This is a genomic window from Niabella soli DSM 19437 (assembly GCF_000243115.2).
Taxonomy (GTDB): domain Bacteria; phylum Bacteroidota; class Bacteroidia; order Chitinophagales; family Chitinophagaceae; genus Niabella; species Niabella soli.
This window is the reverse complement of sequence record NZ_CP007035.1, coordinates 798,573-820,625: the sequence shown is the minus strand read 5'-3', so window position 1 is coordinate 820,625 and position 22,053 is coordinate 798,573. Positions and strand designations below refer to the sequence as shown.

General features: G+C 45.6%; 17 protein-coding genes, 2 tRNA genes and 1 pseudogene. 7 read left to right on the top strand and 13 right to left on the bottom strand.

Annotated features, from left to right (window positions below; genetic code table 11):
* Positions 1 to 109: 109 nt before the first annotated feature.
* The gene (gene rfaE1 / locus NIASO_RS03325) at positions 110 to 1,114 is read right to left on the bottom strand and encodes a D-glycero-beta-D-manno-heptose-7-phosphate kinase (RefSeq protein ID WP_008583505.1); all 1,005 of its coding nucleotides are present in this window, start codon (positions 1,112 to 1,114) and stop codon (positions 110 to 112) included.
* Positions 1,115 to 1,393: 279 nt separating this feature from the next.
* On the opposite strand from rfaE1, the gene NIASO_RS19575 reads away from it, so the two are divergent.
* Positions 1,394 to 3,067, top strand: a complete 1,674-nt coding sequence (locus tag NIASO_RS19575) for a S41 family peptidase (RefSeq protein ID WP_008583507.1) — start codon at positions 1,394 to 1,396, stop codon at positions 3,065 to 3,067.
* A gap of 562 nt (positions 3,068 to 3,629) precedes the next feature.
* Here the strand turns inward: NIASO_RS19575 and NIASO_RS03315 are convergent.
* The 4 genes and pseudogenes from NIASO_RS03315 to NIASO_RS20615 all read right to left on the bottom strand — a co-directional run.
* A complete protein-coding gene (locus NIASO_RS03315) occupies positions 3,630 to 3,941 on the bottom strand; it encodes a hypothetical protein (protein ID WP_044046269.1) in 312 nt (103 codons plus the stop codon).
* A gap of 37 nt (positions 3,942 to 3,978) precedes the next feature.
* Positions 3,979 to 5,172 carry a M20 metallopeptidase family protein gene (locus NIASO_RS03310; RefSeq protein ID WP_008583510.1) on the bottom strand — a complete coding sequence of 398 codons (1,194 nt, stop codon included), beginning with the start codon at positions 5,170 to 5,172 and terminating at the stop codon, positions 3,979 to 3,981.
* Positions 5,173 to 5,417: 245 nt separating this feature from the next.
* Positions 5,418 to 5,672, bottom strand: coding sequence for an SPOR domain-containing protein (locus NIASO_RS20620; RefSeq protein WP_394332356.1), 255 nt, complete (start codon positions 5,670 to 5,672; stop codon positions 5,418 to 5,420).
* A 72-nt stretch (positions 5,673 to 5,744) separates the two neighbouring features.
* A pseudogene (locus tag NIASO_RS20615) lies at positions 5,745 to 5,846 on the bottom strand (SPOR domain-containing protein); the annotation flags it as partial.
* Between the two features lie 154 nt (positions 5,847 to 6,000).
* On the opposite strand from NIASO_RS20615, the gene NIASO_RS03300 reads away from it, so the two are divergent.
* The 5 genes from NIASO_RS03300 to NIASO_RS03280 all read left to right on the top strand — a co-directional run bounded on the left by NIASO_RS03300 (position 6,001) and on the right by NIASO_RS03280 (position 8,061).
* Positions 6,001 to 6,222 carry a hypothetical protein gene (locus tag NIASO_RS03300; protein ID WP_008583515.1) on the top strand — a complete coding sequence of 74 codons (222 nt, stop codon included), beginning with the start codon at positions 6,001 to 6,003 and terminating at the stop codon, positions 6,220 to 6,222.
* Positions 6,223 to 6,261: 39 nt separating this feature from the next.
* Positions 6,262 to 7,317: a glycosyltransferase family 2 protein gene (locus NIASO_RS03295; RefSeq protein WP_025298667.1), complete on the top strand. Its 1,056-nt coding sequence runs from the start codon at positions 6,262 to 6,264 to the stop codon at positions 7,315 to 7,317.
* A gap of 31 nt (positions 7,318 to 7,348) precedes the next feature.
* On the top strand, positions 7,349 to 7,591 hold the full coding sequence (locus tag NIASO_RS03290) for a hypothetical protein (protein WP_008583519.1): 243 nt from the start codon (positions 7,349 to 7,351) through the stop codon (positions 7,589 to 7,591).
* A 209-nt stretch (positions 7,592 to 7,800) separates the two neighbouring features.
* Positions 7,801 to 7,873: transfer RNA gene (locus NIASO_RS03285), tRNA-Gly, on the top strand.
* Between the two features lie 102 nt (positions 7,874 to 7,975).
* Positions 7,976 to 8,061, top strand: a tRNA-Leu gene (locus NIASO_RS03280).
* Between the two features lie 460 nt (positions 8,062 to 8,521).
* Here NIASO_RS03280 and gluP read toward each other — a convergent pair.
* The 6 genes from gluP to NIASO_RS03255 form a co-directional block, all read right to left on the bottom strand.
* Complete coding sequence (gluP, locus tag NIASO_RS03275; RefSeq protein WP_008583521.1) at positions 8,522 to 9,559, bottom strand: glucose/galactose MFS transporter; 1,038 nt, start codon at positions 9,557 to 9,559, stop codon at positions 8,522 to 8,524.
* On the bottom strand, positions 9,547 to 9,786 hold the full coding sequence (locus NIASO_RS20490) for a hypothetical protein (protein WP_008583523.1): 240 nt from the start codon (positions 9,784 to 9,786) through the stop codon (positions 9,547 to 9,549). The genes gluP and NIASO_RS20490 overlap by 13 nt, the downstream gene beginning before the upstream one ends.
* Before the next feature lie 108 nt (positions 9,787 to 9,894).
* Positions 9,895 to 11,751, bottom strand: a complete 1,857-nt coding sequence (locus NIASO_RS03270) for an alpha-galactosidase (RefSeq protein WP_157547186.1) — start codon at positions 11,749 to 11,751, stop codon at positions 9,895 to 9,897.
* A gap of 230 nt (positions 11,752 to 11,981) precedes the next feature.
* Complete coding sequence (locus NIASO_RS03265; protein WP_008583527.1) at positions 11,982 to 13,064, bottom strand: DUF5017 domain-containing protein; 1,083 nt, start codon at positions 13,062 to 13,064, stop codon at positions 11,982 to 11,984.
* A 27-nt stretch (positions 13,065 to 13,091) separates the two neighbouring features.
* A complete protein-coding gene (locus NIASO_RS03260) occupies positions 13,092 to 14,942 on the bottom strand; it encodes a RagB/SusD family nutrient uptake outer membrane protein (protein WP_008583529.1) in 1,851 nt (616 codons plus the stop codon).
* A 19-nt stretch (positions 14,943 to 14,961) separates the two neighbouring features.
* Complete coding sequence (locus NIASO_RS03255) at positions 14,962 to 18,117, bottom strand: SusC/RagA family TonB-linked outer membrane protein (protein ID WP_008583531.1); 3,156 nt, start codon at positions 18,115 to 18,117, stop codon at positions 14,962 to 14,964.
* Positions 18,118 to 18,595: 478 nt separating this feature from the next.
* On the opposite strand from NIASO_RS03255, the gene NIASO_RS03250 reads away from it, so the two are divergent.
* A complete protein-coding gene (locus NIASO_RS03250) occupies positions 18,596 to 19,600 on the top strand; it encodes a Gfo/Idh/MocA family protein (RefSeq protein ID WP_008583532.1) in 1,005 nt (334 codons plus the stop codon).
* 3 nt (positions 19,601 to 19,603) lie between these two features.
* Here the strand turns inward: NIASO_RS03250 and NIASO_RS03245 are convergent, their stop codons facing one another.
* Complete coding sequence (locus NIASO_RS03245) at positions 19,604 to 20,695, bottom strand: alpha/beta hydrolase (protein WP_008583533.1); 1,092 nt, start codon at positions 20,693 to 20,695, stop codon at positions 19,604 to 19,606.
* A 26-nt stretch (positions 20,696 to 20,721) separates the two neighbouring features.
* Positions 20,722 to 21,666, bottom strand: a complete 945-nt coding sequence (locus NIASO_RS03240; RefSeq protein WP_008583534.1) for an amidohydrolase family protein — start codon at positions 21,664 to 21,666, stop codon at positions 20,722 to 20,724.
* Between the last annotated feature and the right edge of the window lie 387 nt (positions 21,667 to 22,053).

The window sequence follows — 22,053 nt, the reverse complement described above, 5'->3', positions numbered from 1 at the left end:
AACAGAAGTTGTTCCCTTCTTGAAATACTATTCTATTTTCCCGCGGATCTGCGCAGATTTTTAGCGCTGATTTTCGCTGAAAAAAAACTTTGAATGAACCGTTTCCGAACTATTTCCCGCTAGCATTGGGCTTATATTGAGCGGCTGCCTGCAGGATCTCATCAAAGGTAACCGCCACGCTTCCCACTTTGCTCACCGCAACGGCTGCGGCATAATTCGCCAGTTCGCAGGCCAACTGTATATCCAACCCGGCCGCCAGAAAATACCCCAGTGATGCAAATACCGTATCCCCCGCGCCGGTTACATCAAACACCTCGTTTGCCTTTACCGGGAAATTATAGTAAGCTGTTTTTGAAACAAGATCCAGCCCCTCTTCTGATTTTGTAACCACCAGGTAATCGCATTTTACTTTTGAAAGTAGTTTACGCGCCGTTTTTATCAATTCTTTGTCGTTCGGGATCCCTTCTACCACCGCGGCTTCCGCCAGTTCTCTTTTATTGGGTTTAATTAAATAAGCCCCGGAATATTTTTGATAATGCAGCCCCTTGGGATCTACCAAAACCCTTTTCTTTTTTTTGGCGCAGAGGCGGATCAGTTGTTGTGTAAACGAAGGCGACAATACCCCCTTGTTATAATCAGATAACAACACAATATCCGCAGCGGCCAGTTCTTTTTCCAAACCCGCCAGCAACTGCTGCTCCAGTTTACTATTTATATTCGTCAGAAGTTCTTTATCCACCCGCAGCAGTTGATGGTTGCCTGCCATCATACGCGACTTCATCGTTGTGGGCCGGGAAGGATCGATCAATACATTTGAGGTATTCACCTTTTCATTATTCAACTGCCGCACCAGCTCCCGCCCTGCGGCATCGTCGCCCGTCAGTCCGCCAATGGTAATAGTAGCGCCCAGGGCAAACAGGTTTTGCACCACGTTTCCGGCGCCTCCGGGTGTAACCGTTTCACTGGCGGCATTCAGTACCGGAACGGGCGCCTCCGGCGAAAGTCTTTTCGCGGATCCCCAGATATAATGATCCATCATTAAATCGCCCGCCACCAGGATGGAAGGGCGTTTTTTTGATTTGCGCAACCCGTTTACTGCTTCTTTTACCCCCATAACTATTTGTAATTTAGGCAAAGTAACGGTTAAAACGTATTATTAATACCACAACGCCAAAGAATCACCGCAATTTTCAATGCTTCCCCGCTTCAATGGCACTTCAAAAACAGAACAGCTCCTCTTCGCACGTTCGGTGCAACTCTTTAATCGCGAAGTCACGAAAAATATTTTACCAGCCGTTCATTAATCGCTAACTTTTCACCCCAAAAGAGCCCTGAAATGGAGCATTGGTTAAAGGCTTTATCCTTAAAATAATTATTTAACAAACCGTACCCGATGATAAAAAGTTTTGTAGCAATATTTTTATTCGCTATTATACTGGTTTCGTGCAGAAAAGCTGATAACGGTGGTGGCAGCATTACACCGCCTGCTCCCACCGGCACCTACCAGCAATTGCTGGCGGATTCTTTATTCCTATACGCAAAACAGATCTATTACTGGAACACAGCGCTACCCGACTCGGCCTCTTTTAACCCCAGAAGTTATGCAAAAACAGACACGTTGAACGGTTTGCAAAGCGAATTATTCGCCATTACGCAGATCCCCATCAATGCTGCTACCGGCAAGCCTTATGAATTTTATCAATACGCCAACAGCCAGGGAGGTACCGTTACCACCAGTAAATATTCTTTCATAGAAAAAACATCGGACCTGTACGGAGGCGGCGCCAGCTCAACCATTGTCAGCAACCAGGAGCAGGTTAAAAATATAAAGATGACGCTGGATGGCCAGGAAAACGAATTGGGCTTTACCATGGGTTTTATACCCGTGTCCAAACTAAATGGCACTCCGCGGGCAATACATTATGTTAACGACAGCCTTATTGGTTTGATAAGAATAGTAACCAACGGGTCGCCAGCCTGGAATGCCGGCATCCGGCGGGGCGATATTATAGCAAAGATAAACGGCAATGCATGGACTTATAATAATAACCTGACCCAAATATCCAATGCCCTAGACGGAAATAGCATAACGCTTACTAAATATGATCCGGCAACAAAAAAATATACCGACGTTCCCTTTTCGAAAGCCTTATATACTTTTAACCCGATATACAAAGACACGGTTATTACAATCGGCAGCAAAACAATCGCGTATATCGCTTATAAATCTTTTACTGATTCCGCAAAAAGCTCCATGCCAGTATTAAGTGCGGCGTTCCAAAAATTCAACGATGCAAAAGCAACAGATCTGGTTATTGACCTGCGCTATAACGGCGGTGGGTATGTGAATACGGCTGAATATTTTGCTGAATCCATATTACCGCAAAGCGCCGCTAACAGTGTGCTGTTTAAAGAGATCTATAATCAAACCATGCAGAATAAACAAGCCACGCTATTAAAAAAACAACCGGTATATGATGCCAATAATGTTAAACTGAATTACACTTATTACGATGTTGATTATTCTACAAATGGCAATACAACCTATATACGAAAACAGGGGCCCTTTAACGCAGCGGCCAATATAACTTCGATATACTTTATTGTAAGTAGCAATACTGCTTCTGCCAGCGAATTGCTTATCAACAGCCTAAAACCCTATTTCAGCAAGGTGTACCTTATCAATGCGCCCTTCAGTTCCTCCGATGACCAAACGCATACCTATGGAAAGCCGGTAGGTTTTTTTGAAATAAGGATTGGGAAATACAGTGTTTATATGTCCAATTTTGAATCGCAAAATAAGAACAACCAGGGCGGCTATTACCAGGGAATGGCCACCGATACTTATGTAAATGATGATATCCGGTATGATTTCGGCGATCCTCATGAGAATTGTTTTCTCCAGGCAATACGACTGATCACCGGCAATAACTCTTATCAGCCCCTCTCCGCATCCCCGCGCAGTTTAGGTGGTATCTCTATCAATACTACTGCAGATAATAATCCCCGGGGATTGCCCGTAGGCGCCCCGACGAAAATATTTAATATGGTCAGGGTAGCGAAATAAGGTAACTGATAAAGCAGCATGCACAATGCATAACGCGAAACGCAAGCCAGCATTAAGTTTTCGGCACCCAATGTCATTTCCTTAAGTTTTTATTGACGTTCTGTCCATGACCCCTGGAATTGCATTTATTGTCGATAACAGTCCCTCAAAAACCTGATTATTAATACCGTCTTTTTCATTTCTATCGACAACTTCATTTTGTTTTATTTCCTCTCCCACTTTTTTCAGTCGATAAAAAAGTGGGCAAAAAATCTTGTTCGCAAAAAGGCGAATCCCGCCTCATCATCGCCAATCGAATCAGGGCCTGACCAGTCCGGCAGGAACGAAAAAACCTACGCTACAGGCTTTGTTCCGCCTGCGGCGAAACGCCATTCCGCTTGCTTTTTTCTTTCGCTGATTTGCGAACAGCCTTCTAACAAAAACTTCTTGTAATCTATCTTCTCATTTCATCGGGCTGCTCTTTATACTCGCCACTGCTGAGCACAACAGTTGCATTTTCTTAAAGGAACGAAATTGATTCAGCACTCTGCGTTAAGCACTGTGCATTGTGCGTTTAAAAAAACTAATTCCCGCCCTGCAGTTCCACTTTTGGGGGTCTGTTTTCCAGTTTAGGGTCTTTTGTATTTCTGTCTTTTAATACATCTTTTGCAGCCGGCTTTTGATGGTTTCTTTTATGAAAGATGCATTTGTGTTTTTTTGCGGTGCTGTCTTTTTGCTGTAATTGCTGTGAGTTAGTGATCATTTTCCTGTTATCGATATAATCCGGGCTATTCCTGCGTTTTTCTGCCTGTTTTTTTATCACCTCGCTGCCGGATTGTGCGAACCCGCTTATAGAAAACACACTCAATAAAACGAATACAAAAAATGCTTTCATTACCATTGTTTTTATAAGGATGCAGCGGGCAGGTACTTTACCGTTTTAATTTTGTTAAATCTGCAGACATGGCCAGCCATGCCATCATGCCCATGCCGGTTTCAATAGCATTTTCGTCGATATTAAAAGTGGGTGTATGCACGCCGGAGGTAATTCCTTTGGTTTTATTCATTACCCCGAGCCGGTAAAAGCAACCGGGGATCTTTTGGGTATAATACCCGAAATCTTCCGCACCCATGCGAATTTCGGTTTCTTCAACACGATCATTGCCCCAATAAGCTTTTGCGAGGGCGGTGGCTTCATCCGTCAGGATTTCATTATTGTAAACACTGGGATACCCCACGTCAATATGCAGGTCCAGCTCCCCGCCCATGCCCCTCACCAGGTTCTCCGAAATATTCCGCATGATCTCATGCGCCTCAAAACGCCAGTTTTCATTCAACGCGCGGAAGGTGCCTTTTAGTTTCACTTCTCCCGGAATCACGTTAGTGGTAGTTCCTCCGTTGAAGGCGGTTATAGATAATACTGTCGGGTTTTGGGGGTTGTTCCTGCGGCTGATCACTTGTTGTAAGGCCACTACCAGGTGCGATGCGATCAATATCGGGTCGATACACAGGTCGGGCGCAGCCGCATGGCCCCCTTTCCCTTTTATGGTGAAATAGAGCTCATCCGCGCTGGCCATTACTTTCCCGCCCCTGAAACTCAACCGTCCCACTTCCAGCCCCGGGTGCACGTGCAATCCAAAAATGGCCGCCGGCGCCGGGTGCTCTAATACTCCCTCTTTGATCAAAAGGCTGGCCCCCCCGGGATTTTTTTCTTCACCTGGCTGAAAGATCAGTTTAACGGTCCCCTCCCATTCGTTCTGAGTTGCAGCCAGTATCTTAGCCGCTCCCAGCAAACAGGCGGTATGCACATCGTGCCCGCAGGCATGCATCACATTATTATTGACAGATTTATACGGTATAGTATTTAATTCTTCAATTGGCAGGGCATCAATATCGGCGCGCAGCGCCAGTATCCTCGATTCCGGGTTCCTGCCTTTTAACAACCCGATCACCCCGGTTGTAGCTTTTATTTCAAAAGGAATATTTAATTGACGTAGCTGATCCTGTATATAAGCGGACGTTTCGAACTCCTGGTAGCTCAATTCGGGATGCTGGTGCAAATGCTGCCGTACTGCAATAAACTCCGGTGCGAGCTGTTTCGCCAACGCCTGTATTTTTTCAATCATTCCACAAAAATAACTGATCTTCAAATGAATCGAAAATTCAAGTTATTCCAGGAATATAAAAGGGGCTCACAGATTGAGCGGATTATCACAGAAAGCCTTTAGAATCTGTGCAGATCTGTGGCATCTGTGAGAAAAAAGAGAAAGTAAATGAGCACAAGCCGCGTAGGTTATATGGCTCACAGATTACGCGGATTATCACAGAAGGGTTTTTAAGAATCTGTGTGAGAAAAAATATCGCGCATGAATTAGTCTTCCGAGGAATTGTTGTCCTCCGGATTTACTTCCACCACATCGTTTATCAGGAAAACGCCGGCGGGAAAATAAGGCGCCAGCTTTTTCTGATAGGCCTGGGCTTCTTTACGGGAAGTAAAATTTCCGGCTTTTACTTTATAATAAGGCGACTGGTGCCACATATAGGGTTTTAATTCGGGGAAAGAAGAATAGATCTTTGTACGGGCAGCAATGGCTTCTTGTTTACTATTAGTGCTGATAACGAGCAACCGGTATCCGGAAGCGGTTCTTCTTTTGGTCGAATTACGGGTAGAGGCATCATTTACATCGGCCTGCTTTTTTAATAACAGGTCGGCCCGCGGATCTTTATGAACCGTTACCGATCCATTGTCTGACTGTGCATGCAAGCCGGTTGCTACCAATAATAAAACAGCGGGAATCAGGAACTTCATATTTTTCTGCAGATTAAAATAAAATAATTATCAATGGATCACTATATGCAAATATAATGCTACAAATAAATATCTTTATATTGCTCCCTGCTTCAACCACGCTGCTGCGTTTTTAATGCCAGGACAGGCATTTAAATTATTAATTATGATCAGTACATCGGAATGCGTTGGCTATCTGGCAATGGCTTTGCTGGTTGTTTCATTTGTACCAAAACAGCTAAAAACAGTAAGAATCATTAATTTGGCAAGCTGCTTCTTTTTTGTTGCGTATGGCATTCTTTTAGGCTGGGCCTGGCCCATTATTATTTCAAACGGGTTGGTGGGTTCCATCCAGCTTTACCATCTTTTGTTAAAAAAAACGTCATAAAGGGGATTGATTTGCAATATTTTTGAATCTTTGCAGCCCATGTCGATACCATCCATCGCTATTGTTATATTAAACTGGAACGGACAGCACTATTTGCAGCAATTTCTGCCTGCGGTAGTGCGAAGCAACTACGGCAATCTGAAAGTAGTGGTGGCAGACAATGGCTCAACTGATGATTCCGTTGCGTTTCTGCAACAGCATTTTCCTGAGGTTACAGTGATCCGGTTTGAGGAGAACCATGGTTTTGCCAAAGGCTATAATCTGGCGCTGGAACAGGTTACGGCCGATTATTATCTTTTGCTGAACTCGGATGTTCAGGTGACCGGTCATTTCCTGGACCCATTGGTAAATCTTCTGGAGGCAAATCCATCTATTGCCGCCTGTCAGCCAAAAATTTTATCCTTTCATCATCCGCACTATTTTGAGTATGCCGGCGCTGCGGGGGGCTGGATGGATCATTTTGGTTATCCGTTTGCTAAAGGGCGTGTGTTTGATTTCAGCGAAACCGATGAGGGGCAGTACGATGACGCGGCCCTGGTATTTTGGGCCAGTGGCGCGGCCCTGTTCATCCGTTCAAAAGTATTTCATGAAGTGGGGGGATTTGATCCCTATTTCTTTGCCCACCAGGAAGAGATCGATCTTTGCTGGCGCATACAACTGGCGGGGCACCAGATAAGCTCCTGCCCCCAATCAGTCGTTTACCATGTTGGCGGCGGCACATTACCAAAAGGAAATTCTTTGAAAACCTATTTGAATTTCCGCAATAACCATATCATGCTATTCAAGAACCTGTATGGCTGGAGAAAATATTATGTAATGGTTGTAAGAGCCTTGCTGGATGCCATTTCCGCCTTTAAAAGCCTGCTTGCCGGCGACAGCGGTTATTTTGTAGCGGTAGCCAGCGCTCATTTGTCTTTTATTAAATGGATTTTAAAAGATCAGCGCAAAAGTGTCTTTCCCAATCCCTATAGCCATCGGGATAAAAAACGGAGGCCGGAAGGTTTATTAAAAAAGAATATTGCCTGGCTGCATTTTGTAAAAGGCAAAAAAAAGTTCTCGGAAATTGTTGATAAAGAAGTTAAAATTAGTCGATAGATCCTTATTTTTGCCACACAAAACTGAAAGAATGGAACATAATTTTGACGCAGAGCATATCAAAGAGCAGGAATACCAGGAAGAATTAAAGCAAGCCGAGAATAAAGATTTTAAATTTAGCTGGGTTTCCAGTTCCCGTTATTTGTTTTACCTGATCATTGCCTGTATGGTCCTGTTTACCTGGGGTGGCTGTTACCGTCTTTATACCAAAAGATTTGAAAAGCCGAATGTTACTATTCAGGAAAGCACTTTGTACACGCCAAAATATAAATAAAATTTTCTCCGATTTTTTTTGTCGGAAAAATAAATCGCTTATATTTGCAACCCCTTAAGTAACTGATTGGTTACTAAAAGTAAAAGTTCTTAACAATGCGGAAGTAGCTCATTTAGTAGAGCATCCCGTTCCGATAGTTATCGGGATCAAGGTCGGGGCGGCCGGTTCGAGAGCCCTCCTGATTATGCAATACTAAATAAACTTTAAATGCGGAAGTAGCTCATTTGGTAGAGCACGACCTTGCCAAGGTCGGGGTGGCCGGTTCGAGCCCGGTCTTCCGCTCACGTAAAAGGTCCTCTCCCCGGAGAGGATTTTTTTTGAGGCATCCCTCATGCTCAGGGCATCGAACGATCTTTGCCTGATGGCGCAGTTCTTAAAATTATTGCCCTGGTGGTGGAATTGGTAGACACGCAGGACTTAAAATCCTGTGGGCAGCAATGTCCGTGCGGGTTCAAGTCCCGCCTGGGGCACTGATAATCAATCAGACAGAAAGGTTCACGCAAGTGAGCCTTTTTTGTTTTAGAGATATTTGGGGTCCTCCTGGTAAATTGCTCAGAATTTAAAGGCATCATCATTTATAAGGCTGTTCTGTCAAAAGTTGGCGGGAAAGGTTTCTTTGGAAGATTGAGATTCTCTTAGCCAGATACCGGTAAGCATATCTTCTCATTTATCAAATATTTCAAAGGAAACTCTTACTGACGTGCCATTTTTCATTAATTCCAAAATATTGGGATACATTCTTTTTTTGAATGAATGCCAACTGCGCAGTTCCTGCCAGATCCAGACAGCCTCACTCAAAGCAAGACTATTAGAAAGCTATGCAGCCTGAACAGGAAAAATGTGCTTGCCGAAGTGACCCGGCTGAATAAAGAAAACCGGCAACGTTGTTTGGTGCCGGTTTTCCAAATATCTACATGCTCACCCACTCCACTATCTCGTATCGGTTTTCAGGTTTTTCCTGATCTTATGTCCGTACCAACCATAGAAAGCGATCATCAGGTAGCACGGCAATACAATCCAGTATGCCGTTGCGGGGCTCCAGAAATCAGAAAGTTTGCCATACAGGAGCGGAATAATAGCGCCGCCGGCAATGGCCATAACGAGCAGCGCCGATCCGTTTTTGGTATAACTTCCCAGATCAGCAATTGCAAGCGGCCAGATGGATGGCCACATTAAAGAATTGGCCAGTCCCAATAATGCTATAAAAATTACCGAAAGGGTGCCGTGCGTGCCAATAGCGGCGCCGGCAAATAAGATCCCCAATACAGCAGAAGCTTTCAGCGCCTGCGTTTGAGAAAAGATCTTTGGGATACAAATAATCCCGATGAGGTAACCCAGAAGCATACATAACAGGGTCGCCGACGTAAAAAACTGGGCTTGGGTCATTGGCATTCCAACAGAAGAGGCATAACCAATGATGGTGTTTCCTGCAATAACCTCTACTCCTACATAAACAAATAAAGTCAGCACCCCCAGGATCAGATGCGGATAGGACAATAGCGACGCCGGCATCGTTGTTGCTGATCCGGTAGCTGCGTCGTCCACTTCCTCTCCCGGCTCGGGCAATGAAATCCTAAAAAACCAAATGCTTAGCAATAACAAACCGGCAAATATCACCAGGTACGGATTAATAACACGGGTTGCAAGATTTTCCAGTGCAACCAATCGCTCTGCCGGCCCCAATTGTTCCAATTTTATTTTTGTGGCATCCGCATCCGCCAGTACCAACCGCCCCAATATAAGGGGAGCCAATATCCCCGCCACTCCATTGCAGATCCCCATAATGCTCATACGCCGGGCGGCGCTCTCCCTGGGCCCTAATATTGCCACATAGGGGTTGGAAGCAGTTTGCAAAATTGCTAATCCGACGCCCTGAATGAACAGGCCGGTTAAAAAGATCCAGTACTGCCGGGTAAACGCGCCCGGGATAAATAGCAGGGACCCCAACGCCATGATCAGCAAACCCAAAGCGATCCCGTTTTTAAACCCGGTTTTTTTAATACTTTTCCAGCAGGTATTGCCATAACAAAATAGGAAATGTAAAAGGCAAAGGAGACCAACTGCGCCTGAAAATTATTAAGCTCGCAAGCCAGTTGCAGATAAGGGATTAAAATAGAACACAACCAGGTAATAAATCCAAAAACAAAAAACAACAGGCCGATGCTTACGATCGCCTTCCGATAGTGTACGCTCATTTGATTTTTTTTATCACTATTGATCAACTAAAAATAATACTTTCATACCGTTTCCCAGCCAGCAAAATTATCAGAAGACACCGGGCCATCCGGAGATCCTTGTTGGCATTACTGCGCCAGGGTGTATTTAAAAAGCGCGAAAGAATTCTCCGCGGGCAGCTCCACTTTAATGAACGCACCGTCACGCTCCATTCTGGCGTCGTCCGCGCCCAGTATCCTGGTAAATTGCACATTTGCGCCCAAAGGTTTGAATAGCCTGATGGACGCTTTGCTGCGACCGTTCAATTCCCTGAAAACAAGTACAAATCCATCTTTTGCGCCACAGGATTGAAATCCGGTCCAGGACCTGCCATCCGGCATTTCACCGATAGGAAAGATATACCCGCTATGCAACTGCCGTTTAACCGCGTTATATTTCTCAATCAGCTTTGAAAGCGAATATGCTTGCGGCGGCAGCCCCGATGCCTCAAACCAGGCAAGCGGTTGCGCCATCATCGTAATAGCAAAGAGGTAGTCAAACGAATAGTTCCGGGGAGCAAAGCTATCTTCCTGAGCATACTTAACTTCATTGCGCCATTTGTTTAAAAATTCAACCTGCAACAATTCGGGCGGGTAATACCGGGCAAGCATCCAAAGATTTCTTAATGTATGAAAGGGATAATAATTACCAAAATCGGTATACCGGTTTTCTATAAAAATATTGCCCATGTTCCGGTACATAAAATAGCCGCCCCGTACATCAGCCGTTATATCAAGATTCAATAATACATTTCCGTTGGTCAATCTTTTTACTTCATCTAAAAAATGAGAGAAATTTATTTCGGACAGCTTGTCTTTTAACCGTACATCATCTATTTTAAAATATTTAATCCCATATTTTTTATAGATAGCATGGATAATTTCCGCATCGGTTTGCCAAAGCTTATAGCTATCGGCTTTATTGGGATCGAACCATAACCCTAGCTGAATCCCATTCTTTTTAGCGGCCCTTACCATCTCCTCAAATCCGCCAGGAAAGCGCTTTTTATGAAACCCCCAGTAAGTCATTTCGCTTTCGGCATTTCCAGCGCTCTCATTAATACCCAAACCGGAAGTTCCCTCCTGCCATCCATAATCCACCTGGTAATGCGTAACACCCAATTTTGCCGCCGCATCCAGATCTTTTAAAATAAAGGCTCTTTTAATATTTTCTCCTTTATTCCTATCGCCCCAGGTATTCAGAAGGATCATATCATACCTTTCCGGATCGTACTTTACAGAATTTTTTAAATAAGTACGCAATGCAATCAGGTTCTCCGCCGCATCGTTTGCAACACCCAGGGTTATTGAATATCCTTTTACCCAATCCTGAAAAAACGGGCCGGGTGAAAATCCGGAAAAAGGAACCGCAACGGACCGGTTCGATATTGAAAAATCGAAACCAGGGTACCCTATCTGGCTATTATTAAGCGGCGCTTCTTTAAGCAGGAAGAAATTAAATCCGGTTATAAGATCGTTCGCCAAAATAATATTGCCCAAAACCCTGCGCGGAGCATTGCAGGGAATCAGCGATTCCTCGCTGACCAAATTATCAGTCCCATCTGTTTTATCCTCGAATTTAATGGCACGAACCATTAGCTGTTTGTTCCATGCAGGCATAAAAAAGCTATACCCTTTTCCGGTTGAATCAGCGGCGACTGTAAAACCCCGATCTTTTGCGGGGCTGTTTAAAAAACCATCATATTTCAAATAATAATCCGTTGTTATAGCGGGTGTCTCAGAAAAAATTCTGAACACCTGTTTCACTTCCACGTCCTCATACCGGTTATGCAGCGTAACCGCCAGGCAGGGAGGAATCCCCGATGCATCATTCGCAAGGATTGAGCAATTGACTGAAATGTTTCCCGTGAATTTCCTGTCCGGCAAACGGAATTCCGGCTCCTGCCCGGGAAAGTATACTGTTTTCCCGGACACTTTATTATACAAAGAAAAGGGATAGATATTCCCGGAACGCCAGATCCATTTTTTTCAATCTTTTTATTTGAAAGCAGCAGGGTGTCTTTTTTCAAAACCGCATAACAATCTTTATACGTTTTTTCCTGGCACCAGGCGCAACAATATGAAAGAACCGCCGCCAACGCCAGGAACCCCGGCCTTCTCCTGATCATGCGTTTCTTTTTTTGATTGTTAACATAGTTTACCGTCTTCTTTTTTTATTAAGGCGTTACCATAACCACTACCTTTTTCACTGTGGCTGCAGAGTGCTCAATAGTATTATTAGCTGCCACAAAATAGGCGGTATATTGCCCGGGCACACTATAGGTATAGCTATAGGCAACAGGCATTGCCCCATAAATGGAAGTCCGAACCGGAATGGACCAATCTTTTCCCAAACTAACCGAATCCAGGGTGATGGCTGTTGAAACAGCCCAGTTTTCGCTGGCGGGGTCATTATAGGGGCTATTAGGGTCATATGCCACATATACCGGCAGTACCGCATTAGGATTATACTGCGGGCTTTTAGGATCATATATCGGATTTTTGGGATCAAACACCGGGTTATTGGGATTATAGATGGGATCCGCCGGGTTTTTATATATGGGCCCATATAAGGTTACCCTTGTATTGGTAACGGTAGAACGTGCGGGAGCATTTACGGGGTTCTGATCTACGATCCTGAATCCTGCAAGCGCCTGATCGGCAATAGTAACAACAGCGCCATTCAGCACCGTATCCACGCTTTTCAACAGGAAGTTTTCGACCAGCCATTGCCGGACAAAACCATTGGCGACCTGAGGCCGGTTAATATAACGCAGGGCAAAGTAAACCGGCTTGCCGGCCTGAACAAATCTTGAAAGGTTAACAGACCGCGTCGCCACCATAGTTGCCGAAGTGGCCAGTGTAAAGCTATCGGTTATGTTTACCCAGGTGGCCGCCTTTACACTGGCAAGGTCCTTATAATTGCCATTAAAATCTGTGGAAAGTAAAATGGAGAATTGATTGGCTTGTGTACCTGCGGGTGTACCGGCAGCTACTCCATTGGAAAAACTCAGCGCCAAGCCTTTGCCTGCTACAGCAACACTTCTGCCGTCTTTATAATTATAGTCTTTATAAATTTCTCCCGGGTAAAACGAAACCGTCGTTGCTATTCCCGAAAATTTAAACACAGCCGGCACACCAGCTTTAACCGTTACCGTGGTTGTGGTTACATCAAAATCGGGGGCGGTTACCACGGCCAGTTTTTTCTGGCAGGACATAAAAAATATTCCCGCCAACCATATCAGATTTTTAATTTTCATAACTACTTTTTTTGGATCAGGAATGAGTTACCAGCCAGGATTTTGAGTCATTTTTAAATTATTGATCATCTCTTTATCCGGTATCGGCATCAACACATCTCTGGCTGAAGCACGTGAAAAAGAAAGTACAAAACCAGCGCCCGGTACATCCTGCTGCGCCTCATTTCCCATATCCTGATTCACTTTAAGGAAAATCCCCCACCGGAGCAGATCGGCTTTCCGGCTGCCTTCCATATTAAACTCCCGCATGCGCTCATCCTGAATAAAAGAGAGAAAAGCCGCTTTAGAAGCCAACGCTGATGCGGGAACATCTCCATCGGTAGCTTTATAAAGGGTTGCGGCGGCTGTTGCCCCTGAGCCGCCTCCACCGGAAATCGTTACCGACGGAACACTGCTGTAACTGCCCGCCTGGAAGAATTGAACTCCTGTAGAATCCCGGTTCAGGTTGATCGCTACCACCGCGCCTCCCTGCACTACCGCCGTTGCTGTGGCGGTGCTTCCATTGCCTGATGAAATGGTTACCGTTGGCGCGCTTGTGTAACCACTTCCCCCGTTAGTAACCGCGATCGATTTAACACCGGTGGACCAGGCACGCCTTCTTACCAGGTTTACAGCCGCGATGGCATCCGCCGTGGGAGCGCCGTTAATTTCATTATCCGCCTCCGCAAATAGCAGCAGCACGTCGGAGTACCTTATAATAGGCATGTTCGTGGAAGAGGTCGTGGCGGTTAACCTGGGAATAGCTTCGTATTCACGCCGCCATTTTGCAGGATACAGATACCATTTATCCCTTTCTGTTGCCGGCAGCGCGTTTAATGTTTTTTGTCCGTTTACGGGAGAATTTACATAGGTAAAGAGTGCGACGCTCCACCATTTCCTGAGATCCCCGTCGTCAAAAGAATTATAGAATTTCGCAGTGATATTCATATAGGCAGTCCCGGTTCCGGTGGCAGAACCCGCTGCAGAAGGCGGCCCATTGATATACCCGATATTGGTCCACTCCCCAAAGGCCAATGTGGAAGGGTCCGAATTATTGCCATAAAACTCTGCTTCCCATAAATTTTCTTTAATATTATACTTGTCTTGTGCAAGTGCAATAAAGATATTGGAATAGCTGGGGTTGAGGCTATGCCCGGCCCCCGTATCATCCATTACTTTTTTAGCCCACGCTTTTGCATCCTGGTATTTAGTGGCATCTTTCAGTGGTTCGCCGGCCATTGTAAGACAAACCTTTGCCAGCATCCCGCGCACAGCAGACTTATTTACGGCGCCGGAATAACCGAGATCCTGAATGTTGCGCACCAGCGGCTCCGCCGTTGTCATGTCTGACAGGATCTGTGTGTACACGTCTTTTACAGATGCCCGGGCTATCGACACATCAGATGGAGATTGCGTAGACTTTAACTTAAGCGGCACTCCTCCCCAATATTGTACCAGTAGAAAATAATAGTATCCTCTTAAAAACAAGGTTTCTCCTCTTACCCGGTCTCTTGTAGCCTGCAGGATCCCGGTATTCTTATCTACATTCTCCAGTAATACATTGGCCCGGTTGATACCATCCCATAATGTGGTCCAGAGCGATGTCATAAATGGATCAGACGCTGAGTAATTAAAATTAAAGGGGCCGTTCAGGGTAAGCCGGTTCATATAAGATATATCTGCATCCCAATCCAGCAGATAATTGGCAATACTGCCCCAAAGGCCTCCGCTGCCTACCGTATTGTAGACGCCGGACAACGCGGAATTCAATTGCTGCTCCGTTTGGTAATAAGTGGCAGTGGTGAGGAAATCTGTGGGATGGGGTTGCAGAAATTTTTTACAGGAGCCCATTCCAACAATAGAAAGAAATAATACCGGCAAATAATATTTTCGTTTCATCGTCTTAAAAATAAGGTGATTAAAAAGTTGCTTTCAAACCAAATACAATAGTGCGCACATTAGGATATGCTGAAAAATCATACCCCGGCATCAACACGTTATCTGCGGTGGACACTTCGGGATCCAGACCCGAATATTTAGTCCAGGTAAACAGGTTTTGGGCAGAAAGATCTACAGAAAGATTTCTCAGGTATGCCTTCCGGATCAGCCTGGACGGAAGCGAATAGGCTAGCGACAATGTTTTCAACCTCAAATAAGACCCGTCCTCTACATTCTTTGATGAAAAATAACCGATGAACCCCTGGCCCCTGGTGCGATAATTTTCGTTAGTGGGATTGGTGGGAGACCAGCGGTTGGCGTAAGTGGCGTACTGATTGATATTGGCGAAACCATTACTATTCCCTTCCAGCAACAGCCGGTTGGCATTGTAAAGATTATTGCCGTAAGACCATTGGAAAAAAACATTCAGCGAAAAATTTTTGTAGCTTATATTATTTGAAAATCCACCAATATGCACGGGCTGTCCCCGTCCGATAACGGTCATGTCGGCGGCATTAACAGTGCCATCTCCATTCAAATCCCGGAGCTTAATATCGCCGGGCTGAATGGTATTCCGCGCCGTGCCACTGGCAGCAACGCTCTTTTTAAGAATATATACTCCCGGAGCCGGATTATCAAAATCGGTGTACTGGTAATTCCCATCCCAGATGTAGCCGATCATCATCCCCACCGGCTTGCCCACTTCCGCCAGGTAAAGCGGTTGCCCAAACTGGGATAAATAAGTGGGAACCCTGCTCAATGCCGTTTGCCCATTCGCAAGCGATATAATTTTATTTTTATTAAAGCTGATGTTGAAGCTGCTGGTCCAGTTCAGGTCCTTTGTTTTTATATTAGTTGTATTAAGGGTGAACTCCCAGCCCGTGTTGCGCAGCCTTCCAATATTAACCTGTGCCGAACCAAAGCCCGAGCTCTGTGGCAGATCAGTGTTCAGCAGCAGGTTGGAAGCGGTGCGGCGATACCAATCTACTTCTAGTCCGATCCGGTTGTCCAATATCCCGATTTCATACCCCACATCTATCTGCTCCGATTTTTCCCACTGCAATTGCGGATTTCCCAAAGTGGATAAATAAGCTGCCGGTATAGGCGCCTGTTTATTAAACGAATATCCCTGCCCGGTGTTATTTAAGGTAAGTTTTGCAAACTCGTCAAAATCGCCTACCCTGTTATTTCCGTTCTGCCCATAGCTGGCCCGCAGTTTGGAATTGGTAATGAACGGGAGCGCCTTACGAAAAAAATCTTCCTGCCCCATGTTCCAGGCAATGGCGCCTCCGGGAAAATAGCCCCAGGGGTTTAAGAATTTGGAAGAACCGTCGGCCCTGAAGTTCACGGTAAGCAGGTATTTCGATCTGAAATTATAATCGATCCTGGCCGCGTAGGAAACCATTGTATTCAGCGTGCTATAAATGCTTGGCGAGTTAAATGTTCCGCCGGGAGATTCATCCAGCCCATCAATTCCTTTTTGTTCATTGGGAAGCTGCGTACCGGTAAAAAACGAATAAGATGTTTTGTACCGGTTTACCCCAAACAACAATAAACCATTGATGGAATGATCCGTTCCGATAGTGGTTTTATAATTCAGCGTATTTTCATTGAAATAACTATTGGTAGTAGTATTGCTCAAACTCCCCCATACCCCATTTTTGTTTGACGGGTTCAGCGGACTTCCCTGCGATGTTTTAGAATTGTAAAACTGTTCGTTGCGCACGCGTGTCTGCATTAAGCCGCCGGTGGATTTAAGCGTCAGCTTCGGTGTAATGGCAAAGCTAACATACGCATCCGATTCCACCTGGTTGTTAATGGTATGCTGGAATTGGTTTTGCAGATCCGTAACCGGGTTAATACGAAAATCACTTGCGTTAACCGCCTGCTGATCGGCGTCTTCGTTTAACAGGTCTTCCCCTTCAAGGGCAGATACCGGGCGGTACATCCATGCCCGGATCAGCGCAGGAGAAGTGGCATTACCGCCTCCATAAATAGACCGGATCTGCTGTCCGTAAATATCAGTTTGTGTAATGGCTACATTGGTTCCAACTTTAAATTTATCCGAGAGGGTCTGATCCAGTGAAAGCCTTCCGGTATAACGTTTCATCCCGGTATTAATAATTACTCCTTTCTGGTTAAATACAGATCCGGACAGCGAATATTTTGTCTGCTCCGATCCGCCGCGGATACCCAGGTTGTAATTCTGGTATACTCCTGTCTGCATGATCTCGTCCTGCCAGTTGATGCCGGGTACATTTTTGTAACTGTCCAGCGTTTTGCCCAATGCCGTATAAGCCGGTGTATTAAAGGTATTCGGGTTCAGCTCCATTTGATATTTTACAAAATCGTAGGGGCTCATTACCGGAATCAATGGTGGCTTTAACTGGTAACCCATGGTTGCCCCGAGAGAAACCTCCGGCTTTCCCTGTTTGCCTCTTTTGGTTTGGATCAGTACCACCCCGTTTGCTCCCCTTGAACCATAAATAGCCGTAGACGAAGCATCTTTCAGGATGGATACGGATGCTATATCATCCATATTAAGGGTGTTGGGGTCCAGGTTTTCGATAGGGAACCCATCCACCACATACAGGGGCGTTGTGCTTTGCGTAAGGGAGCCGGCTCCCCGTATCATAATATTCATGCCGCCTCCCGGTTGTCCGTCCGTACTGTTTACCTGTACGCCGGCCACCCTTCCGGCAAGGGCTTGTGCAAAAGAGGCCACGGGCGCTTTCTTCATATCTTCTACATTAACGGTTCCCACGGAGCCGGTCAGGTCCAGCTTGCGCACCGATCCGTAACCGATGATCACCACCTGGTCCAGCGAAGCATTCGCGGGCGTCAGCGACACATTAATTTTTGAACGGCCGGCAATGGCAAGAGTAAGGGGTTCAAAACCGACGTGAGAGAACCGCACGGAATCGGTTGCACCGCCTACGCCCAACTGATAGCTGCCGTCTACATTGGTGGCGGTTACCATCCCCGGTTTGCCGGCAATTTGAACCGTAACTCCCTGTAACGGCCGGTTATCCGTATTAGCGCGAACCACCCCGCTGATCCCCTGCCCCTGCGCGGAAAAAAGCCCCAGCATCCCTACAGCGGTACAGAAAAGTAATTTTACAAATCGAGTACACATAAACAGGCATTTTTTAATATTAAAAACTAAAAATTTTACGAAACAGGAGGTGGCCCGTAACCCAAACAATCGCTCATCGACCGTTATCCTTTGAATAGTTAACGGCTCCGGGCAAACTCAGGCAAGCAACTTTATTTTATAGGCGGCACTTATTCAAAATCACTATTTCATTCCCGGATCCGGGGCAGCTAAAAAACAACCATCAGTATAAGTGAAGCGGGATCGTTTTTTACTGCGCCATCAAAACCCCGGAAACTTTATATTAAATCAGCAATCATCATTTTGCAGTTTTCAGGATCTTTTCCTAATATTACACGCAATATAACAGCAAAACTGAAAATAACAAACTATTTTGCGTCTTTTTTGCGGTATTTTTATTTTTTTTACGCAAAAAAACCGAGTATATTGTAAACTAAAATTTCGATTCGCGCCATGAAACGATTATTTTTAACTATTAATTCAATCCAAATTATTTTGCATGAGCACTAAAACAGGCCGGAGAAACTTTATTAAAACAGCAGGTGTTGCTGGGTTGTATGCAGCATTGGGACCGGGGTTCACCCGCATCGTACCCTCCCAGGCGGCATTGCGCAGGGTAGGCATTATTGGCCTGGACACCTCGCATAGCGTTGAGTTTATAAAATCATTAAACAAGGCGAAAGACACAGCAACCTACAACTCCTATTACGTTTCCATTGCTTATCCCTATGGCAGTAAAAAGATCAAAAGCAGCTACAGCCGCATCGATCAATTTACCCAAATGGCAAAAGAAAACGGCGTAACAATCGCCGGCTCTATTGATGAGTTGCTCAACAATTGTGATGTGGTGTTACTGGAAACCAACGACGGCAACCTGCACCTGGAGCAGGCTACAAAAGTTTTCAAAAGCGGGAAAAAAGTTTTTATCGACAAACCGGTTGCCGCTCAAATGAAGGATGTTATCAGCATCTACCAGCTTGCAAAAAAATACAATACCCCGATGTTTTCCGCGTCTTCCTTACGTTATATTGAAAAAGCACAACAGGTGCGGGCTCATAGCTATGGGGCCGTTTTAGGCGCCTGCGCCTTTAGCCCGGCAACAATTGACGCTTCCCATACGGATCTGTTCTGGTATGGCATACATGGAGTGGAGTTGCTTTATACGATAATGGGCACAGGATGCGTAAGCGTGCAGCAAACCTCTACTGCCGATACAGATGTAGTGGTAGGCACCTGGGATGATGGCCGGATTGGCGTCTTTCGCGGCACACGCAATGGCAAACATGATTACGGAGGCATTGTGCACGCAGAGAAAGCTACCGTATATATTGATAAGTATGACGGGTACGACCCTTTGCTAAAAGAGATCATTAAATTTTTTGAAACCGGCATTGCACCGGTTGCTGCTGCTGAAACTTTAGAAATCTACGCCTTTATGGATGCTGCAGCCAAAAGCAAAATGAATAAAGGGCAAAGGGTTACCCTGCAAAAAATAGTTTTATAATCTTTATTTTTTAAAGACGCTGTCCAGCACATGAAAAGCTGCTTTTGTAGCAGCCTCCGGAAAGTCGTGCGCGGCATCAGGGAAACAGGTATACAAAGCTCCCGAGGCGTTATAGAGGCCATACACCGCACTTATGTTTTTCAATCCGGCCCTTACCCCTGCTACACTGAAATTTGCATCCCGCAGCGGGGAGTTGGTGAAGAATACACGCGGTGCTATTGTAGCAATAATGTCATCAAAATCGAAAGGAATACGCCCGGGCTGTAACTGGTATTTCTCTTTAAGTAAGGGCATGTATCTTTTTTGCGCCCAGGGGCCCAGCTTTCCGCCGTATTGTTTTTCCATTGCCGGCCCCAGGTCATAATAGGGGAACAGCCTCCAGCCGCAACTGGCGATTACCACTTTTACTCTTTGATCAAACGCGCCCAGGAATAGGGCATTGTGCCCTCCGAGCGAATGTCCGATCACCGCAATTTTTGAAGCATCTACCATGGGCAGCGACTGTAGATAGTCCACGCAGCGCATATGATCAAAGATGCCCTTCATAGTACCCGATTGGTACCGGTCGTTATCAAAATCATAATTCTTCAGATCACCGAAACTCGGGTAATCCGGCGCCAGTACTACATAACCCCGCTCCGCCAGTTTTTTTGCATAATCCCTGTTGGCCAGCGCACTGTATCCCGCTACGGATAATTTTCCCAGATTATCGGTTCCATGCAAGGCAATTACAGCCGGGATCTTTTTACGGGCTGTTGGTTCAAGTGGCAGGTACAACAAAGCCGGCAGGTCCTCTCCTTTTGCAACGGTAAACCGGATTGTATATCGCTTATACCCCGTACCGGTTGTGCTGTCTAAAACATGAACATTAAACGGCGGGTTTCTTTTCAGGTCAGGCAAGGGACCCATTGCTTCCTGCATATGGGCTAAAATAGTTTTTCGCTTTTTGTTCCACTGTTCAACCGTTGTTATTTTCCTGCCTTTGTACACCAGGAAGACTTTGCCTGCATGGCTGTTCCTGCTAAGCCCGCAGGCGCCGGCGAAGAGTACAATAGCGATTACCGCAATAAACCTGAAGTGTATAAGAGTTCGCATCTGCTTTTATTTTATAGGCGTTACTGTCAATCAACACCTCTACCTCCCTTTTTTAAAAGATTATTGTAATTATCAAAAAAGATTTTCTGTTTCTGACGTTCGGTCAGGTTGGCTGCCAGTATCTTGCCCACACTTTGGTAATAGGAGTTGTCCGACGCAAAAAACAAGCGGTCTTCGCCAAGGTGTGACACCGCAAAGTCGATCATGTTTTCAGCATTGTTACTCCCGGAAGTGTCTACATAAATATTCGGGTAATCCCTAAACAATTTACATTCATATTCCCAATCGCCGCCCATACCAATATGAGCGTATTGAAATATGCCTTCCGGGTAACGCCGGGCGATATCCACAAAATCCTCGGGGATGGAGGTATTGGGCTGTTTATAGCCATTGTATTTCATCCGATATCCGCCTACACCAAGCTGGCATTCTCCATGGGAATGGATGATCATCTTCAGGTCGATCAGTTTTTCAATGATCGGAAAATATTTTGGGTCATTGATCTTTACCTGGTAGTAAAGTTCTCCCGTGCCGATCATCCCGGCGTCGGTGCACCTTTTGATCTCATCCAGGGATTCCTGTTTGTAAACAGGATTCAGAACGAAGCCGCCCAGGAGGTGATCCGGATATTTTTTAATGGCTTTTATGGTAAGATCATTGAACTTCCTGAACTGGTCGGGCGTGCCGGGCATCACATCCAGGTACCTGGAAATAACCTGCTTCTCAATCCCCAATCTCCTCCCGTAGTCGAGCTGTGTTTCCGGACTATCGTCTGTCCAGTAAATATGGGCGTGCGTATCTATTTTCCGGTATTTCATCACCTCCTTCATCAGATCGTATCGCTGCGGCCCGGATGTGACGGGCGCCGCTGCTTCCCGGATGCCCGGGGCTGATTTTCCAATTGAGGCGCTGCTCACCAGCATTGCGGCCATGCCAGCCGTTCCCCGGGTAACAAATTTTCTTCGATTCATATTCGTGCGTTATTATTAGTATAATTACTTCTTAGGCCACAAAGGCGCAAAGACACTAAGCCATCATTCTTTGTGCTTTCGTGTCTTCTGTACAACAAAGCCGTTCAAACTAATTTTTTGGCCCGCAGATTACCCAGACCCGCGCCGATGGCGCGGCGCAGATCATACTTCCTCCTTCTGCGAAAGTCTGCTTCCGATTTATCGGAACGCGGGAAACCTTTTTGACCGCAGAGCTGCCGGGACCAGTTTCATTGTATCCTTAAATCATCCTGCAAAACAGAACGATGGAACTGTGTCCGCCTCCGGAGGATTCGTGGCAACAGATATTATGGACTTTGCTTAACACTACTATTCTATTCTTAATGCCATAATTCCATTTTTAAACAG

Excerpts from the sequence above, each read along its gene's own strand:
- NIASO_RS03260 (WP_008583529.1), bottom strand. The coding sequence starts at position 14,942 with ATGAAACGAAAATATTATTTGCCGGTATTATTTCTTTCTATTGTTGGA.
- NIASO_RS03245 (WP_008583533.1), bottom strand. The coding sequence starts at position 20,695 with ATGCGAACTCTTATACACTTCAGGTTTATTGCGGTAATCGCTATTGTA.
- NIASO_RS03250 (WP_008583532.1), top strand. The coding sequence starts at position 18,596 with ATGAGCACTAAAACAGGCCGGAGAAACTTTATTAAAACAGCAGGTGTT.
- NIASO_RS19575 (WP_008583507.1), top strand. The coding sequence starts at position 1,394 with ATGATAAAAAGTTTTGTAGCAATATTTTTATTCGCTATTATACTGGTT.
- NIASO_RS20490 (WP_008583523.1), bottom strand. The coding sequence starts at position 9,786 with ATGAGCGTACACTATCGGAAGGCGATCGTAAGCATCGGCCTGTTGTTT.
- NIASO_RS03315 (WP_044046269.1), bottom strand. The coding sequence starts at position 3,941 with ATGAAAGCATTTTTTGTATTCGTTTTATTGAGTGTGTTTTCTATAAGC.
- rfaE1 (WP_008583505.1), bottom strand. The coding sequence starts at position 1,114 with ATGGGGGTAAAAGAAGCAGTAAACGGGTTGCGCAAATCAAAAAAACGC.
- NIASO_RS03290 (WP_008583519.1), top strand. The coding sequence starts at position 7,349 with ATGGAACATAATTTTGACGCAGAGCATATCAAAGAGCAGGAATACCAG.
- NIASO_RS03295 (WP_025298667.1), top strand. The coding sequence starts at position 6,262 with ATGTCGATACCATCCATCGCTATTGTTATATTAAACTGGAACGGACAG.
- NIASO_RS03265 (WP_008583527.1), bottom strand. The coding sequence starts at position 13,064 with ATGAAAATTAAAAATCTGATATGGTTGGCGGGAATATTTTTTATGTCC.
- NIASO_RS03255 (WP_008583531.1), bottom strand. The coding sequence starts at position 18,117 with ATGTGTACTCGATTTGTAAAATTACTTTTCTGTACCGCTGTAGGGATG.
- NIASO_RS03310 (WP_008583510.1), bottom strand. The coding sequence starts at position 5,172 with ATGATTGAAAAAATACAGGCGTTGGCGAAACAGCTCGCACCGGAGTTT.
- NIASO_RS03240 (WP_008583534.1), bottom strand. The coding sequence starts at position 21,666 with ATGAATCGAAGAAAATTTGTTACCCGGGGAACGGCTGGCATGGCCGCA.
- NIASO_RS03300 (WP_008583515.1), top strand. The coding sequence starts at position 6,001 with ATGATCAGTACATCGGAATGCGTTGGCTATCTGGCAATGGCTTTGCTG.